This is a genomic window from Clostridium sp. FP1, assembly GCF_011065975.2.
GTDB lineage: Bacteria > Bacillota > Clostridia > Clostridiales > Clostridiaceae > Clostridium_AD > Clostridium_AD tagluense.
Genome location: NZ_JAAMNJ020000001.1, coordinates 451,839 through 470,000, shown reverse-complemented (window position 1 = coordinate 470,000; position 18,162 = coordinate 451,839). Strand labels below are relative to the sequence as shown.

The 18,162-nt window shown below is 33.1% G+C and carries 13 protein-coding genes and 1 other annotated feature; of the genes, 1 reads left to right on the top strand and 12 read right to left on the bottom strand.

Annotated features, from left to right (window positions below; translation table 11 throughout):
* Positions 1-20: 20 nt before the first annotated feature.
* The 12 genes from G9F70_RS02350 to G9F70_RS02295 form a co-directional block, all read right to left on the bottom strand.
* Positions 21-2,183 (bottom strand): Tex family protein, encoded by a 2,163-nt coding sequence (locus tag G9F70_RS02350; RefSeq protein WP_164946018.1) that lies wholly within the window; start codon positions 2,181-2,183, stop codon positions 21-23.
* 394 nt (positions 2,184-2,577) lie between these two features.
* Positions 2,578-4,692: a methyl-accepting chemotaxis protein gene (locus tag G9F70_RS02345; RefSeq protein ID WP_164946017.1), complete on the bottom strand. Its 2,115-nt coding sequence runs from the start codon at positions 4,690-4,692 to the stop codon at positions 2,578-2,580.
* Positions 4,693-4,892: 200 nt separating this feature from the next.
* Positions 4,893-5,768 carry a sulfite exporter TauE/SafE family protein gene (locus G9F70_RS02340; RefSeq protein ID WP_164946016.1) on the bottom strand — a complete coding sequence of 292 codons (876 nt, stop codon included), beginning with the start codon at positions 5,766-5,768 and terminating at the stop codon, positions 4,893-4,895.
* A 301-nt stretch (positions 5,769-6,069) separates the two neighbouring features.
* Positions 6,070-6,945 (bottom strand): sulfite exporter TauE/SafE family protein, encoded by an 876-nt coding sequence (locus G9F70_RS02335; RefSeq protein WP_164946015.1) that lies wholly within the window; start codon positions 6,943-6,945, stop codon positions 6,070-6,072.
* Positions 6,946-7,216: 271 nt separating this feature from the next.
* On the bottom strand, positions 7,217-8,221 hold the full coding sequence (locus G9F70_RS02330; RefSeq protein ID WP_164946014.1) for a proline racemase: 1,005 nt from the start codon (positions 8,219-8,221) through the stop codon (positions 7,217-7,219).
* Positions 8,222-8,224: 3 nt separating this feature from the next.
* Positions 8,225-8,698 (bottom strand): glycine/sarcosine/betaine reductase component B subunit, encoded by a 474-nt coding sequence (locus G9F70_RS02325; protein WP_164946013.1) that lies wholly within the window; start codon positions 8,696-8,698, stop codon positions 8,225-8,227.
* 68 nt (positions 8,699-8,766) lie between these two features.
* Positions 8,767-9,531 carry a proline reductase cluster protein PrdD gene (prdD, locus tag G9F70_RS02320; protein ID WP_164946012.1) on the bottom strand — a complete coding sequence of 255 codons (765 nt, stop codon included), beginning with the start codon at positions 9,529-9,531 and terminating at the stop codon, positions 8,767-8,769.
* Positions 9,532-9,653: 122 nt separating this feature from the next.
* Entirely contained in the window at positions 9,654-10,379 is a 726-nt protein-coding gene (prdB, locus tag G9F70_RS02315) for a D-proline reductase (dithiol) protein PrdB (protein ID WP_164946011.1), read from the bottom strand.
* Positions 10,379-10,633 carry a CBO2463/CBO2479 domain-containing protein gene (locus G9F70_RS02310; protein ID WP_124997171.1) on the bottom strand — a complete coding sequence of 85 codons (255 nt, stop codon included), beginning with the start codon at positions 10,631-10,633 and terminating at the stop codon, positions 10,379-10,381. The genes prdB and G9F70_RS02310 overlap by 1 nt, the downstream gene beginning before the upstream one ends.
* A gap of 9 nt (positions 10,634-10,642) precedes the next feature.
* Positions 10,643-12,748, bottom strand: coding sequence for a D-proline reductase (dithiol) proprotein PrdA (gene prdA, locus G9F70_RS02305; protein WP_164946010.1), 2,106 nt, complete (start codon positions 12,746-12,748; stop codon positions 10,643-10,645).
* Between the two features lie 22 nt (positions 12,749-12,770).
* Positions 12,771-14,075: a proline reductase-associated electron transfer protein PrdC gene (gene prdC / locus G9F70_RS02300; RefSeq protein WP_164946009.1), complete on the bottom strand. Its 1,305-nt coding sequence runs from the start codon at positions 14,073-14,075 to the stop codon at positions 12,771-12,773.
* Between the two features lie 272 nt (positions 14,076-14,347).
* A complete protein-coding gene (locus G9F70_RS02295) occupies positions 14,348-16,150 on the bottom strand; it encodes a sigma-54-dependent Fis family transcriptional regulator (protein WP_224617380.1) in 1,803 nt (600 codons plus the stop codon).
* 282 nt (positions 16,151-16,432) lie between these two features.
* Positions 16,433-16,652: a binding site (T-box leader), on the top strand.
* Between the two features lie 61 nt (positions 16,653-16,713).
* Here G9F70_RS02295 and proS point away from each other — a divergent pair.
* Positions 16,714-18,150: a proline--tRNA ligase gene (gene proS / locus G9F70_RS02290; protein ID WP_164946008.1), complete on the top strand. Its 1,437-nt coding sequence runs from the start codon at positions 16,714-16,716 to the stop codon at positions 18,148-18,150.
* The last annotated feature ends 12 nt before the right edge of the window (positions 18,151-18,162 follow it).

Sequence of the window (18,162 nt, the reverse complement as noted above, 5' to 3'; positions counted from 1 at the left end):
TAAAAAAAGCAACATACAAATTATATATTTTTCATAGATAAGGATATTCTTTTCCTTTTCTCATCAACGTCTAGCACACTAACCTCTACTATATCTCCAACTGTAACTACATCCAATGGATGCTTTACAAATTTATCTGATAGCTGGCTTATATGTACTAAACCATCCTGGTGAACTCCAATATCAACAAAAGCTCCAAAGTCAGATACATTTCTAACTGTACCCATAAGTTTCATCCCTGGTTTAAGATGAGACATTTGAACTACACCTGTTTTTAATAGTGGCTTAGGCAATTCTTCTCTTGGATCTCTACCCGGCTTTTTAATTTCTTTAATAATATCTTTAAGAGTTGGGACTCCTATTTCTAATTTTTCAGCAAGCTCATTTAGATTAATATTTTTAACTCGCTCATCCATATCTTTAAAATTTAGTGATTTAAGATCTTGTTTTGTATATTGCAGAAAATCCAGCATTTTTTTTGTAGCATTATATGACTCAGGATGAACTGAAGTATTATCTAAAAACTCTTTGCTCTCCATGACTCTTAAAAATCCCGCACATTGCTCATATGCCTTAGCGCCTAATCTTTTCACTTTTAATAATTCTTTTCTAGCTATAAATTTACCATTTTCTTCTCTATAGGCTACTATATTTTGAGCTATTGCAGCATTTATCCCTGATATATAAGATAATAGTGAAGGAGTTGCAATATTAAGATCTACTCCAACGGCATTAACACAGTCTTCAACTACTCCTTTTAAAGATTCATCAAGTTTTTTAGGCGTTACATCATGTTGGTATTGTCCAACTCCAATAGCTTTAGGATCAATTTTCACAAGCTCCACTAAAGGATCTTGAAGTCTTCTTCCTATGGAAATAGCACCTCTAATAGATACATCTATATCCGGGTATTCTTTTGATGCAAGCTCTGAAGCTGAATATACGGATGCACCTGCTTCTGAAACTATAACATAGTACAAATCTTTTGAGCATTCTTCTTTAAGTTCTTTAATTATCTGAGCTAGAATTTCTTCAGACTCACGACTAGCAGTTCCATTACCTAAGGATATTACTTCTACATTGTGCTTATTTACTAATGCTTTAATAATACCTATGGATTTTTGTACACCATCCTTACTACCCGCAGTAGCATATACCGTAGCTATATCCAAAACCTTTCCTGTATCATCTAGAACTGCTATTTTACACCCAGTTCTAAACCCAGGGTCAAATCCAAGCACTACCTTCCCTTTTATAGGTGATTGCATTAAAAGAGCTTTTAAATTAGCTTTAAATATTTCAATAGCACCTATTTCACCTTTTTCTGTGAGTTCTGACCTTATTTCCCTTTCAATTGATGGAAATATAAGTCTTTTTACAGAATCAACTATACTTAGTTCTATATACTTATCAGTTTCATTATTTTCCTTTAAACATTTATCTCTTAAGTACTGGTTAATCTTATCATTATCAGCTTTAATTTTCACAGAAAGTATCTTGCTACTTTCACCTCTATTTATAGCAAGAATTCTATGTGGTGGAATAGATTTAACGCCTTCTTTATACTCATAGTACATTTCAAAAGGTGTAGTCTCGTCCGAAGCACCCTTAGTTTCTACAATGCCTTGATTATGCACGAGTGCCCTGATCCACTTCCTATAATTAGCTTCATCTGAAATCATCTCACTGATAATATCACCAGCGCCTTCAAATGCTTCCATGGATGTAGTGACTCCTTTTTCCTGACTTATAAATTCCTGCGCATACTCATTTATATCACCTTTAAACTCACCACTAAAAATAATTTCAGCAAGAGGCTTTAACCCCTTTTCTATTGCAATGATGGCTCTTGTTCTTTTCTTAGGCTTAAAAGGTCTATAAATATCCTCTATTTCTGTAAGGGTCTCGCATTTTTTTATGGAATTTTCAATTTCCTCTGTTAGATTTTCTTGTTCTCCAATAATACGTAGTACGTCTGTTTTTCTTCCTTCTAAATTTCTAAGATATATAAGTCTCTCTGTGAAATTTCTAAGTACTATATCATCAAGCCCCCCTGTTCTTTCTTTTCTATATCTAGCTATAAAAGGAACTGTATTCCCCTCATCTAATAACTGGATTACATTCTCCGATTGCTCTTTGCTTATTCCAAATTCACTTATTAATCTACTTTCTATATTTTCCATATTTTCCTAACTATTTTTATAAGGTACATAAGACAAATAACTCGTCAGTATTTTATTATTTATTTTATGCATCTAAATAGCCAGTCCTCCTCTCATAATTTATATTTTAAATCTAAGGTCCCAAAATCAACATATTTAATCATACCCCAAGTTCTATCTTCATATCTATATAAAAATAAAATTTTTTCGGAGAAATATATGAAAAAGTTAGTATGTTCTTATTTTTAACCCTTTGTATTTTATTATTCTTTTATAGTTCACATATATATTATACCCTATATAGATAGAGTCCTACAAATGTGCACCAAAATATAAAATATATCTCATGAAATCGGTAGAATAATAAAACACCTATATCTCAGTGGATATAGATGTTTTAATATTTGAATATGCCTTATACCTTAAACTTTGAAACCAACTCCACAAGCTTTTCATTTCTTTCTTTAACATACTCTGAAAGTTCCTTGGCTTCCTGTGATTTTTCTACCACTATAGTAGATTTTTCAGCAATAGTAGAAGTCCCCTCTGCTCCTTCATTTGCAGCGGTTGTTACACCATCTATTACCTCTGACATATTCTTAATTGAATCAAGAATTTGACTTGAGGCATCATTGAATTCTGAAACCATATTTTTAATAAAATCTGCATCCATACTATATTTATCCGTAGCCTCAAGCATAGTTTTATAATCCTTATTAACGTTATTTGTCATATAATCCATCATACCATTTGCACTCTGTGCAAGATTACTTACGGAACCTGTTACCTTCTGTGTTATTTCCTGAATCTTTGCAACTGCATTTTTAGAATCCTCTGCAAGCTTTCTTATTTCATCTGCAACCACTGCAAACCCTTTACCTGACTCACCAGCTCTCGCTGCTTCTATTGCTGCATTAAGAGCTAGAAGATTAGTTTGTGCAGTTATTTCCATTATGGTATTTGAAAGTGCACCGATTTCTTCAACAGATTTTGATTCTTCTAAAGCACTTTGAAGCTTTTCTCTTGTTTCTTCATAAACTTTTATTCCTTTTTTCTCAGACTCCAAAAAATTCACTCTAAGTCCTTTTGCCCTATCATTAATTTCTTTGGCTGATATTGCGCCTTTTTTAGCCTTATCTGCTATAATTTCCACCGATCTTTCTATTTCACTTGATGTAGCATTCATTTCTTCTGTAGATGCTGCTGTTTCTTCCATGCTTGCCGATAATTCTTCAGTAGTTGATGCCACATCTTCTATATTTAAAGTTAATTCTTGTATCTGCTTTACAGCATCTATAACTGCATTTTCCACATTTGAGGATTCTCCCTTAACTCCTACAACAAGCTCTCTAATAGAGTTTTGCATTTTATCAATTGATTTCCCAAGTCTACCTATTTCATCTTCTTTATTCAAAAACTCTTTTGGTATTTCCATGGTAAAATCAGCATTAGAAAGTAACTCTAAATGATTGCATGCAAGACCTATAGGATAAATAGCTTTTTTAATAAGCATAAACATTAATATAACTATAGCTAAAGTAGCAATACCCGTCATTACCACTATTGTATAAAATAGTTTATCATATTGAGCATACATTTTTCCATCTGAAATTATTGACATAAATGTCCATTTACTATCTACCCCTTTTAAACTTATAGGCGTACAGGCTTTTAGAGATAAAGATCCTGTACCTACTGCTTTTGCATGCACTTCAAAAGCTTCTCCCTTAGCAATTTTTTCAACTATATCTGTTTGACTATTATCCACATCAAGTATCTTTTTACTAATAAGCTCTGGCTTTGCACCATTTGTAACAAAGGTTCCTTTATCTGTAACTATTGTTGCATATCCTCCCATAGGTTTTGCTTTAACAGTAAGTTCTTGAAGTGTCCTTAATTCAACATCTGCTCCCACAGTACCCATAAAATTACCATTTCCATCAATTATAGGTATTGATAAAGTAGTAATCAACGTATCTTTTCCATCCATTTTATACATATAAGGTTCTATTAAACAAGCTTTCTTCGTTTTCTTTGGAAGAAGATAATAATCTCCATCACCCTCTTTGTCATATCCTGTACATGGCTCTATCTTTATATTTCCATTATTCAGTACAACATAAGGAACAAATCTACCTGTAGCATCATGTCCTTCTTTATTTATATAAGCACTATCTTTACCATCAAATGCATTGGGTTCCCACACGGTGTGTACACCTACTATGTTTTTATTCTTTTCTAGCATAGCTTTTAAAAGTTGAATTACCTGTTCTCTATTTAAGCTTCCTGATTTTTTAGAGAATATAATAGTATCTCTTATTCCCTCAACGGTAGCCTGCACTACTTTAAAGTCTCCCTGCACATCATTTGAAAAAGCATTTGATACCTGTTTCGCCTGTTCACTCGCCTGATTATAAGAACTTTGTTTAACCTTTTTAAGTGTGATTCCTCCAATAAGAACAATTCCTAAAAATACTATCGTACCAAGTATAATACTCAATTTTGTTGCTAAATTTAATTTTTTAAACATCCTAGTTTCTCCTTTGTAATAAATTATATATATGTAGAATAGTTACTTTAATATAATATACCATTTTATTCTATTATTCTACATTTTTCATCAAATTACTTTATTTTTAATCTTTTTTTATGCCGAGCACATTAAAAAACACACCTTAAATCATGATAATTTAAGGTGTGTTTTTATTTAGTTACATAATTTTATAAATTCTATGCTTTTAATTCAGCTGGTTTTTTAAAAGACTTGAACATCATAGCAGATGTATAAATAATAACCACAATAACAACCCATCTAAGTATGTTAAGCGGTAATGATTTTACAAGATATGCTGCAATAAATACCCCTAATACTCCAAATACAGTTATTGCCATAGAAGCTTTTCTATCATAAGCTCCCTCTTTAACAAATTTAATAGATGCTGCTGGCATTAAAAATGCACAAGACCCCATCATAATCGGAAAAGCAACTGTTGGACTTAAACCCAGTGCATATACAAGTGCCATGCATGGAGCATAAAGTCCTATTCCAAGAGTCATTAACGCTCCAAGAATAAAGTTAGCTATAACTGCAACTATTAATTTTATTCCTGAAAGACCAATTGCGTCTCCTCCAGCTGGAAAAATTTTTAATTGTTGTAGTATCATAATAACCGCTACAACCATTAATGCAACTCCCATTGCCAATTGAATTTTTTTTACATCAAGTTTAGCAACTACACCAGCTCCAAGAACTGCGCCTATTGCCGCTGCTCCAAGCAGCGCAACAAGTGTAATTGAGTCTACTTTTATAACTGTAATAAAAATAAATGCCTCCACCACTACCGGGATTGTAGCAGATACATTTAATGTTCCTGGTAACGTTCTATCATCTGTAAGTTTGAATTGTTTTAATAGTGCAGTTGTAGGTGCAAAGCTACCAATACCTAGTGTATCAAAAAAATTAGTGGCAAATCCCACAACTCCTGTAGCTAAAAAACTTGGCTTTTCAAGTTTGCCTTCCTTTAGTGCTACCATATAATCCCTAATAAAAATTATTGTAAAATAAAGGGTTAAAAGACCTAGTGCTGATAATACTGCAGTTAACATTTTAAATTCCTCCTTGGTTAATTAAATAGTTATTTAATTTTATTTAGACTAGTTAAAAAATAACGTACTTTTTTAATCGTCAAAACTTAATTTTACTACATTTTTCTACAACTGTCTACGAATTATTTAATTATATTTTCAAAAATGTTAGTGACCATAGAGGCTTTATGTGAGTTAAATGATAGTTCTTTTATTAAAATGCAAGGAACGTAAAAAAGATGATTCCTGTCCATTCAGCAGAAATCATCTTTTAAATTTAGCCTAAACTTTTTTTAAAATCCTATTAGACAAAGGGTACATTTTATGATTTTTGTTCAACTGGTTTTGAATAAGATTTAAACATCATAGCAGATGTATAAATGATAACCACAACAACAAGCCATTTCAATATATCAAGTGGTAATGATTTAACGATTTTTGTTGCAAAAATTACGCCTACTACTCCACCTACTGTTATTGCCATGGAAGCTTTTCTATCATAAGCTCCTTCTTTAACAAATTTAACTGAAGCTGCTGGCATTAGGAATGCACAAGAACCCATCATAATTGGAAAAGCAATTGCTGGGCTTAATCCAAGTGCAAACACAAGCGCCATACATGGAGCATAAAGGCCTATTCCAAGTGTCATTAAAGCACCAAGAATAAAGTTACCTATAATAGCAATTATTAGTTTTATCCCAGAAAGACCAATTGCGTCTCCCCCAGCTGGAAATATTTTTAATTGTTGGAGTATCATAACAACTGCTACAATTAGTAATGCAACTCCCATTGCCAATTGAATTTTCTTTACATCAAGTTTAGCAACAAATCCAGCTCCAACAATTGCTCCTACCGTTGCTGCTGCAAGTAAAGCAACAAGTGTAATTGGATCAACTTTTATAACTGTAATAAATATAAATGCTTCCACTACTACTGGAATTGTACAAGATACATTTAATGTTCCTGGTAGTGTTCTATCATTTGTAAGTTTGAATTGTTTTAATAGTGCAGTTGTAGGTGCAAAACTACCAATACCTAACGCATCAAAGAAATTTGTGGCAAATCCTACAGCTCCCGTAGCAAAAAAACTTGGTTTTTCAAGTCTACCTTCCTTTGAAGCTAGCATGTAATCCTTAACAAAAATTATTGCAAAATAAAGGGTTAAAAGACCTAGTGCTGATAATACTGCAGTTAACATTTTGAATTCCCCCTTGTTTAATTAATATATTATTAGCATGCACTATTTAAAAAGAGTTTTAAATAGTGCATGTTAATCGTTACCACGAAGTATACATTTCTTGTTAAATTTTTAATGATTTAGTTAAAAAAATCACATAAAATTATAATGTTTAGACTTTCATTCTACTACAATATACTTGTAATGTCTATAAATTATTCATTTAATAGACAATTCAGTTTATTCCACTAATGCTATATCCTAATATTTAATACTAAATATTACCTGTTAATTATAGCTTAAATCCATGTTTTAAAGGATCTTCATCGTCAATAACAAATTGATTGAATCCAGTAATATAAGCACTTCCTGTTATTTCTGGAATGACGCCTTTAAATTCGCCTACTTGCACTTCTTCCAGTACTTTACCTTTAAACATAGTTCCAACAATACTTTCATATACAAATTCTTCATTTTGTTTCAAATGTCCCTTTGCATACAAATATGCAAGTTTAGCACTTGTTCCAGTTCCACAAGGAGATCTATCTACTTGTCCGTCGCCAAATATTACTACATTTTGAAGAGTAGCCTTTGGATTTTTAGCAGGTCCATATATTTCAACCAAATCTACTGTGTTTATATGAGGAAGTAATGGATGCTTAACAGGAACAGATGCGTTAATCGCATGTAAAATCTTCATTCCTACTTCGCATAATTTTTGTGCGTTTTTAGGACAAATATCAATATTTAAGTCAGTAGCTTTAACAAGTGCAAAAAAACTTCCTCCAAAAGAAATATCAAAAGTTATTTTACCGAGTTCAGGAACATCTACTTGTACATCTTCCTTATAAAGAAAAGAAGGAACATTTTGGATAGAAACTTCTTTTACCTTTTCATTTTCTACTTTAACTTTTGCTTTAACAAGACCCGCTGGTGCTTCTAAAGTTAGGTATGTATACGGTTCTACCATAGGGATAATTCCAGTTTCTACAACTACCGTTGCAGCCCCTATAGAACCATGACCGCACATATTTAAATATCCGCCACCATCCATAAAAATAATTCCTAAATCAGCTTCTGGCATTGTTGGAGCAGTAATAATAGATCCAAACATGTCATTATGACCTCTTGGTTCAAGCATTATTGCTGTTCTTAAATAATCTAAATGTTTTTCCAAGTATTCTTTCTTTTCAGGCATAGTATTTCCTGGAATTACCGGCACTCCACCAGTTATAATTCTTGTTGGTTCTCCCATTGTATGTGAATCTACTGCGTTAATCATTCTCATTGCTTTCATAATTTATCCCCTCATCTTCCTATTTATTTTAAGTTTTAAAAGCGCCACTGCTTTTTTTGCATCTAATTCACAAACTGTATTTTCTCCTACTACTTCTGTTTCAATACCCTCTATTGATTTATTGAAATCAACAATTGTATCCATATATTTATTTGTAACTACAAACTGTGCTTGAGTGCCCACAAAGCTAAGCCCAACTACCGGTATGTTTCTCTTTCCAATTTCTTCGATAGTATTGGCATAGTCTACATGGCTATTCCCCCAACCGTCTACAGATATAATAACGCCATCAGCTCTCATGGCTTCTGTCCATGCTGCTGCCCTTTGTCCAACGAATAATTTTTCTTCATTAGATTGAGGTGTTCCAACAATAATTATGCCTAACAAGTCAATATCCGCATCCTTAGATATAACATCCAGCAGTGGATCTCTAAAATGATGCAGTGTTGTTTCCTTTGTAGATGGACCAACTCCCATAGTATTCCTCCTCGCCAGAATTATATATTTTAACGACACATAGGTTACAATCAAACTAGAAGTGACACTTAATGCATAGCCCTCAAAGCACCATCTCTATATTCATTTGGGCTTAGTATTATTGGTACATTTCCTAAATCTATAATGGATCTACCACTTTCAAAGCCACCTGGTTCTTTTCCAAGTAATTGCGTATCATACATTGCACCTTGACCTGCTACCTGTTTTATAACGACTACCTTCTTTTTACCAAGTGTAATTTTATCGAAATATTCGAACTTTTCATCGTATAATTTTCCATTCATTTTCTTTAAACACTCTCTTATTTCCTGAACTAATCTATCACAGGCCCTATGCGCTGCTGTAGGCCCTATCCTTGCTGCGCCCATTCCATCTTTGAGTATTACATCTACATGAATTATAATATCTGTTTCATTTGGAGTACCTGCACGACCAAACACTACTTGCTCTGATAAAATGCCTTCTGAAGATCCAAATTCTGCAACTTGAATTCCCATTTCATCTATACCCGTAAGCATAACATAGACTCCTGTTAAAGTATGTGTTATTCCATCACCAATTTTCCCTAAAACCTTAGTTGCTATTGGTGAAAAATCCATAATGCTATTAACAAAAAAATCATGTTGTTTTGGATTTACTATTTTCACTTCGATACACTTTATAATATCTATAGATTCTTGTATTAAATCCATCTTTATATCTTCTCTTAAGTACAATATTTTATTTTGGATAAGAGTTTTTTTACCAAACTCTACTTTTTCAATATGGAATGTTTTAATCAATAATTTTCGCATTTCAATTTCATTTTCCATACATCTCACCACAATTCATTTTTTTATATAGGAATGCGCCAAAATTAAATTTGGCGACATTCCTAATCTTTATTTAATTATAACCTTCGAAGCTGTTTATCACCTTCGGTGCTGCAATGTCGTTAAACTTTTGCTGCATACTCAAATGGTAATGGAACAATTTTTCCAGCTGATGGTATTGCTACAAGTTGTAACAATGTAGCTTTTAATATGCCTGTTTGCATTTCTTTATCATTTGGTGCTCCAGCATTTGCTCCCATTGGAACAAGTGGTGCAACAGATCTTGGTGTTCCAGCCTGCCTAACTACTGGTGGTAATGCTGCAATAAGTATCGTAGGAATCCCTGATTCCTCTATCGCTCTCTGTACAAGTACAGCGGAGCGGTGACAAGTTCCTCAGCCAGCTGTTAAAACAACTGCGTCTACGCCTTCAGCTTTTAGTAACTTTGCAATAGCAGGACCAGTTTCGTTTTTAAACTTATCTTGGTCTCCGCCGCCGCCCATAAATCCATAATGCATTGGAGCAACTTCTTTTATAAATCCTTCAGCTGCAAGTTCTCTTAATCTATCAATGGGGAACATACAATTTATATCTTTATTTACGTCTCCATTATCATATCCACCATGAGATACCATTAAGTCATTAGATTTTGCATCACCTGGTACAGCTCTAAATGTAAAATCTCCTGCTAAATTAAATCTCTTGTCTGTTTTTAAATGTACTCCTGAAGCTGTTGCAAACGCAACTGTCATTTCATTTAATGGTTTTGTTACAGGTGTCCAAACTGGTGGTGGTGTAATTGGTACAAATATTTCTGATTGTAATCCTTTAACGGTTGTTAAACTCATTATACTTTCCCTTCCTTTCTGTTTCTTGTCTCTATATTGCTAACGTATTTTTCGTTGGGTTCTTCAGAAAGAACCTCAATGAAACTCATTCTAAATCCGACTTCTTGGCCTACCTGCACAGGATAATCTGTAATTAGCATCCTCATTGGTATCTTCATGAAGCCTAATCTTCCTTTTAGATCAATTGAAACACATCCATCATGTACTTCTACTATAACTCCGTACATTTCTATTATCTTATCTCCGTATTTCATTGTATCTCCTTATTTTGCTGAATATTTTTCTAATCTTTTTTTACTTACTGGAATTGAAGTTTCATTTTCTACTCTTTCAATAGAAACTGCATATGTTTTCTCAACAGATTCAAGATTGCTTTCCTTAACATTCGGATTCCAATGTCTTTCTGCTGCTACTACTTCTTCTCCTGCTATTGCAGTTTTAAGCATTGCGAGTGCACGAATTGCATCTTCTTTGCAAAGTGTATTACATCCTAAAACTTCATTTTCAATTCCTGCTTCTGATTTATTGTTGTCAACCATGTACTTAGTATACTTATTACCAACAACTAAAGCACCTTGAACTCCACAGAAAGACATTCCTACAACGCCAATTCCACGCATACCTATTTGCTCAATATGACTTGCAAAGTCGATATGGTTATTTCCAAATCCTTCTGTTGTAACAATAGCACCTGCAACATCCATTGTCTCAATAGTCATTCCAAGTCTTTCAGATACATAAAACTTTTCACTATTAATTTGTGGGCTTCCTACAAGTACAACTCCACAAAAATCAACTTCTGGATCATTCATTGCTGCTATAACAAGTGGCTCTCTCCAATAATGTCTTGAGCACTCTTTTGATGCTGGTCCTATGCAAGTTAATGCATGAATTCCACCATCTAATACTTCTAATGGTGAAAGTACAATTGGTAAATTTCCAAGATCAACGTTTGGTTTTCCACCAAGTATACCAACTGGCTCTACTGGAAGAATTAAGTTATCATGCATTGCTCCTTGGCCCATGATTTCTTTTACTACTACTATTTTCTTTCTACCAGTTCTTCTGTATTGAACAAATTCTTCATTATTTACTACTAAGCTTTCATCTAGTATCTTTAGAGCTTCTCTAATTTCTTGTGTAATCATGTCAGTTGCTTTATGAGCAGCAAAAGGACCTGGTCTTTCCATGTTTGTTCCTGCTACTATTGTAACTTGAGTTTTAATGAAAATTTCACCTTTATCTGGTGCGCTTGGTCTTCCCCACATAATATTTTCTTCTAAAATACCTTCTGAAGAACCAAATTCTCCAATTTGAACGCCATTTTCATCTGTTCCAGTAACCATAACGATAACGCCATCTAATACTCTTGTTACCCCTTGACCTAATTTATGATCTCCTTCTTTTGTAGCAATTGGCTGTACATCCATGATTGTTTCACTATATGTGTTGTACTTATCTGGTGTAATTATATCAATTTTTATATCTGTAACAAGTTCGCTTATTTTTACAGCGTCTGTGCAGATATTTTCTCTAATATAAAGTGTAGTTCCTTCAATTTTAGTTTCAGGACCAAACTTAACTTCTTCTATTTTGAAGTGTTTTTTAACAAGCTTTCTTACAATTTTGTCTTCAAGCTTTACTTCTGGAGTCTTACTTTCTTTTATAGTTTCTTTAGCTACAGGCATTGCAGCAGTTGCTGTTTTTACTGTTTCTACCGTTTGCATTCCATTTTGACTAAATGAATTAAGAGGGATTTCTATATCAATACCCTTACCTTCTGCAATTTTAATTTTTAATATTCCACCACTTATAACAGATGACATTACCGGTGTTTCAGCTTTCATAGAAACTTCCTCCTTAAATCCTTCTAACATGCTTGGAGTTACAGGAGTTAACGCTACTGCATCTATTTTTAAAGTTGCACCAATTGCTTCGCTTCTACTTAAAACATTCTCATCTAATTTTAGAAGTAGAGAGTCTTGTAGTTTATCAAAATGCATTGGGTTTTCTAAATCCTCAACTTTAATAACATCTCCTGCACTTTTATTATCTTTTAATACTGCCTTTTCATTACCATCAGTTAATTCTACTGCTTTTTTCTCTTCTGTATTACCAATTGCACCCTCTACTATTTCTGGTGTTAATGGTACTAGTGAATCAACTGTCTTAGTAAGTTTTGCCCCAATAACCTGACCTATTTTTAAGCAGTTTCCAGGTATTGTTAATAATCCTGAATCCACTAAATCTGGGAATATTGATGGATCTTCTAAATTAGCTGCAGTAATAATTGTTCCCTCTTCTGTTCTACAACATACAACTGCGACTTCATTTTTAAACTCTGCTGCGTGCTCATCACTCATTGACATGAACATAACCTCCTTATTTTTTTTACTTTTCTTCCATTGCTAATCTTCTTGTAAGTGGATAATCTATTGTTCTAAATACATGATCTGTGTGGTGATATACCGGAATCCCCATTTTAGGAGCACAACACATTACTGTATTTGAGCAGTCACTACAATTTGCTATTAATACTCTTTTTGCACCTTGTTTTTTAAGGTAAAGTATTGCTTCTGCTTGCCCTGGACAATCTCCCGGAGTTAAGCATTTATTTAAACCTCTTACTTTAACTACATTTTTGCATGTTGCAACCCCAACTACTTCTGAATGCATTTTTTCTGCAACATTTCGTAGTCTTCCTTCATCTGCTGCACAAGCACATACAAGGAGTCCTATTGGTCCTTCATATTTTGGAAGTGGTATTGTAACAATTGCACCACCTGATGTTTTTGTAACAACTGCACTTTCTATATCTTCAGATTTTCCTGTGTATGGTCCACCAATAATGATTTCACCATATTCTCCATCTATTCCACCCGCTTTTTCAATTAGGTATTTCACTGGAGTTCCTACAGGTACCTGTAAGAAAACATGGCTTTCATTTCCGCCTTCTAATTTTCCAACTATTGTAACATCTTTATCTATTACTGGTTTACCTTTTTCCATGGCATTTGTTAGATTTTCTAAAGTTTCTCCATTTAGAACTACACATTTTGCTTCAAAAGGCAATTGATCAGGATTAAGCCATATTCCAAATATTTCATGAATCAATGCTCTTTCCTCACCCATTGGATATATATCTCTTAATTCTTTTACTTCTACATCCGTTGCTCCAGAAAGTGCTTTTTTAATTGATGCAATAGCTTTTTTGTTTTTTGCTTTTACTGCTATATAACCCTTTGGTGCCCCAGTTGCAGTCATAGCATATCTTATTCCCTTAATAATACACTCTGGTTTTTTTTCTAAAACTTCTATATTATGATGTAATGCTGGTTCACATTCAACACAATTTGCAATTACATATCCATCAGGCACCTGTGTTTTTAATTTAATATGAGTAGGAAATCCAGCTCCGCCGGCACCAACAATACCTGCTTCATAAGCAGTATCTTCTATTTTCCCACATTTTTTGATTTTTATGTACTCCGTACTCTGATTGTCGTCCGCTAAAATAAAGATTTCATTTTCCGTAATTTTAGTTACTTTTCCAGTGATACTAGAATGAATTTTAGCTCCTAATCCCTCTGGATTTGCGATACATTCGCCTCTTTTAACAATTTGTCCTTCTTTTACAACTGTAGTAGAAGGTGCACCTACATGCATCTTAAGAGGGAATCTATAGGTCATTGACATAAAACCACCTCCATGTTATTTCACTTAAATATATACGCAATTAGTATGCCAACTTTGTAATGATTTTATGCATCACCTATAGATGTTGCAAATACTGGTTTATCAGTCTATAGAGTTCTTCAATACTCATTTTTCCTTTTTAATCAAAAAAAAATAGTGTCTGTTTTTCGACACTATTTTCACATCTCACTATTTAAAAGTCGTTTTATAATGCTTTGTAGTGGTATTTGGAGTGTCAAAAAACGGACATACTATTCGATTTTCTGACACTGCTAGTTTTGCTTTTCTAAAAGACCATATTGATTTAATTTGTAATATAAGGTACTTCTTTTTAAATTTAATATTTTTGCGGCTTTCTGTTTATTTCCACCCACAGATAACAATACTTCTGCTATGGTGTTTTTTTCTACACTCTCTACAATTTTCGCCAAATTATATTTATTTTGTTCTTGTTCCAAAATTTCACTTTCATTAGTATATAAGGCTAGCTTTTCTTTGTCTTCACTATTTTCTAGAATGTATTCTGGAAGAGTATCTAATGTAATTTTTCCTTCTGTAGAAAGTACAATCATTCTCTGTATTACGTTTTTTAGTTCTCTAATATTTCCTTCCCACTTACAATTAACAAGCAGTGGGTATATCCTTTCATCTATGCTATTTATGTCTATATTTTCTTTATTAGCTACTTGATTTATAAATAAATCTACCAATTCCTTTATATCTTCTTTTCGCTGCCTAAGTGGTGGCAATTCAATTTGAACAACTGCAAATCTATAATATAAATCCTCTCTAAATTTTTTTTCTTTCATTAAATCATTTAGATTCCTATTTGTGGCAGCTATGATGCGTGTATCTGTAACAACGCCCTTTTCACTTCCTACTCTATATACTATACCATCTTGAAGCACCCTTAAAAGCTTTACCTGCATTTCCATGGGCATATCCCCAATTTCATCTAAAAACAAAGTTCCGTTACTAGCAAATTCAAATTTTCCTATTTTTCCTTTTCGGATGGCACCAGTAAAAGCACCTTCTACATATCCAAAAACTTCGCTTTCAATTAAGTGCTCAGGAATCGCACTACAATTCACCGCTACAAAATTCCCCACTCTACCACTGGCTTCATGAATCGATCTTGCAAACACCTCTTTTCCTGTGCCACTTTCCCCAGTAATTAATATACTAGCAGAACTTTGTGCTACCTTTTGTGACATTGCAATAGCTTCGATTATTTTTTTGTTTTTTCCTACAATTGAAGAAAAAGTATAGTTTGCTGCAATTTCTTTCTTATATGCAATCTGTAATAATTCAACCTTCCTCTTTTCTTTTTCTAATTGTTTTGATAACGTTACCACTTCCGTAACATCTCGGTCTGTAGATACTACTGCCACTAATTTCCCTATATTATTGAATATGGGTACTGTACTTAGAACAACAAATTTACCTTTAACAGGTTCATTCCCCTCATTATCTCTTCGTTTTCCATCTTTTAAAGTTTTCATAATCAATGCATTTGGAAAAAAAGATCCAATATATTGTCCAAGTATATTTTCAGCCCTTACACCATATAGTTGTTCAGAACTTTTATTCCAGTAGTTTACTATTCCACTATCACTACAAATACATACTGCTTCGTGTAAGTTATCAATAATATTATTTTGAAGATCAAACATTTCATCAATTTTCAAATAAAAAGTGTCTCTTATATTATTGCTAGTGATTACTCCTTTAATTATTTTATTCTCTATTACTGGTAACCTTCCTATTCCATTCTCTATCATTAAATTTCTTGCAACTCTAGCAGAGGCATTCATGTCTATGGTGACTACATTTTTATTAGTATATTTTATAACTTCTTCCTGAAAGGATATGTTCTTATTTTTTTTAATTTTAGCTATATCTTTTCTTGTAAAAACACCAATGAGCATACCTGCTGAATCTACTACTAAAACTTCATCTTTGTTTGCATCAATCATTTTATTTAAAGCCTCTTTGATGCTTTCACCGGCCTTTACTTTTATGAATTTTTTATTCATAATTTCCTTTACAGTGTAAAACATTTCTGCAATTACCAATTTATCACCTTCTTTATTATTTCCCTATTTATTTCATTATACTAACTTTATTTAAAATAACAAAGCAAACCATTGAATTATATAAAAAATATTAGGATTCTATACTCTAAGTACTTTGCTCCATTCTTTAATAGACATGCATCTCTTCAAGCATATTTCATTAAATTGTATGCAAAATGTTAAAACTCCTAATTTGAGGTAAAAATAGTCTTGACATATTATTATTTTTATTCTATGATTAATTCTAAAGTATAAAATAAACTATCATTAAAAGTGAATATACCCAATACAAAGAAAAGGATTAGTAAAAATGAAATCTTTTCACAGCGAGAAAATCATTGGTGTAAGATTTTTAAAAGATCATTTTGAACCCACCTTGGAGTTCTGTACGAAATGTTTTTTTTGCAGTAAGCTACAGCGGCTTTCTACCGTTATCTAGAATCTGAGTGGATATTTTTTATATCAACTAGGGTGGTACCACCGATAATTCTCGGTCCCTTTTGGGGATGGAGCTTTTTTTGTATTCATTTTTAAATATTTTGTTAAATGAGAGGAGATTAATTATGGAAAAAGAAAAAAAATTTGTAGAATCTATTGCCTCTATGGAAGATGATTTTGCACAATGGTATACAGATATTGTTAAAAAAGCAGAGCTTGCTGATTACGCAAGCGTTAGAGGTTGTATGGTAATTAGACCTTATGGATATGCGATTTGGGAAAATATTCAGAAAATTTTAGATCAAATGTTTAAAGATACCGATCATGAAAATGTATATATGCCAATGTTCATTCCTGAAAGTCTTCTGAAAAAAGAGGCAGATCACGTTAAAGGCTTCGCACCAGAGGTTGCTTGGGTAACACATGGTGGTAACGAATTATTAGCAGAGAGACTTTGCGTAAGGCCTACTTCCGAAACATTATTTTGCGATCACTATGCAAAGATAATTCAATCTTACAATGATCTTCCTAAATTATATAATCAATGGTGTTCTGTAGTAAGATGGGAAAAAACCACAAGACCTTTTCTTAGAAGCTCAGAATTTTTATGGCAAGAAGGTCATACAGCTCATGCAACTGCTGAAGAATCAAAAGCAGAAACTCTTAAAATGTTAAATATATACGCAACTTTTTGTGAAGAAACCCTTGCAATTCCAGTTATAAAGGGCCAAAAAACAGAAAAAGAAAAATTTGCAGGAGCAAAAGACACTTACACAATTGAAAGTTTGATGCATGATGGAAAAGCGCTGCAATGTGGTACTTCTCATAACTTTGGAGATGGTTTTGCCAGAGCATTTAACATTCAATATACAGATAAAACGGGTAAACTTGCTTACGTTCACCAAACTTCTTGGGGAATGTCTACAAGACTTATCGGTGCTATAATCATGGTTCATGGTGATGAAAGTGGTTTGGTTCTGCCACCAGCAGTAGCTCCAATTCAACTTATAATAGTTCCAGTTGCACTCCATAAAGAAGGCGTAATTGAAAAAGCTACAGAACTTAAAAATATGTTATCAAAAGTAGCTAGAGTAAAAATGGATACCAGCGACAAAATGGCTGGATGGAAATTTAGCCAATACGAAATGAAAGGTGTCCCACTACGACTAGAAGTTGGGCCAAAAGATATAGAAAAAAATCAAGTAGTATTAGTTAGACGTGATACAAGAGAAAAAATCATTGTTCCAATTCCTGAACTAGAAGCATTAGTACCAGAGATTCTGAAGGATATTCAAAATTCACTACTTGAAAAAGCTAGAAATATACAAAATAAAAGAACTTTTAGTACAACTACAGTAGAAGAGCTAAAAAATCTTCTAGATAAAACTTTAGGATTTGTTGATGCTCCATGGTGTGGAGATTTGGCTTGCGAAGAAAATGTAAAAGAAGTAGCTGGCGCATCTTCTAGATGCATGCCACTGGATCAACCAGAGAAAAAAGGTGTTTGCTTATGTTGTGGAAAACCAGCTAAAGCTATCGTAACTTGGGGCAGAGCTTACTAAAATTAGACGTCA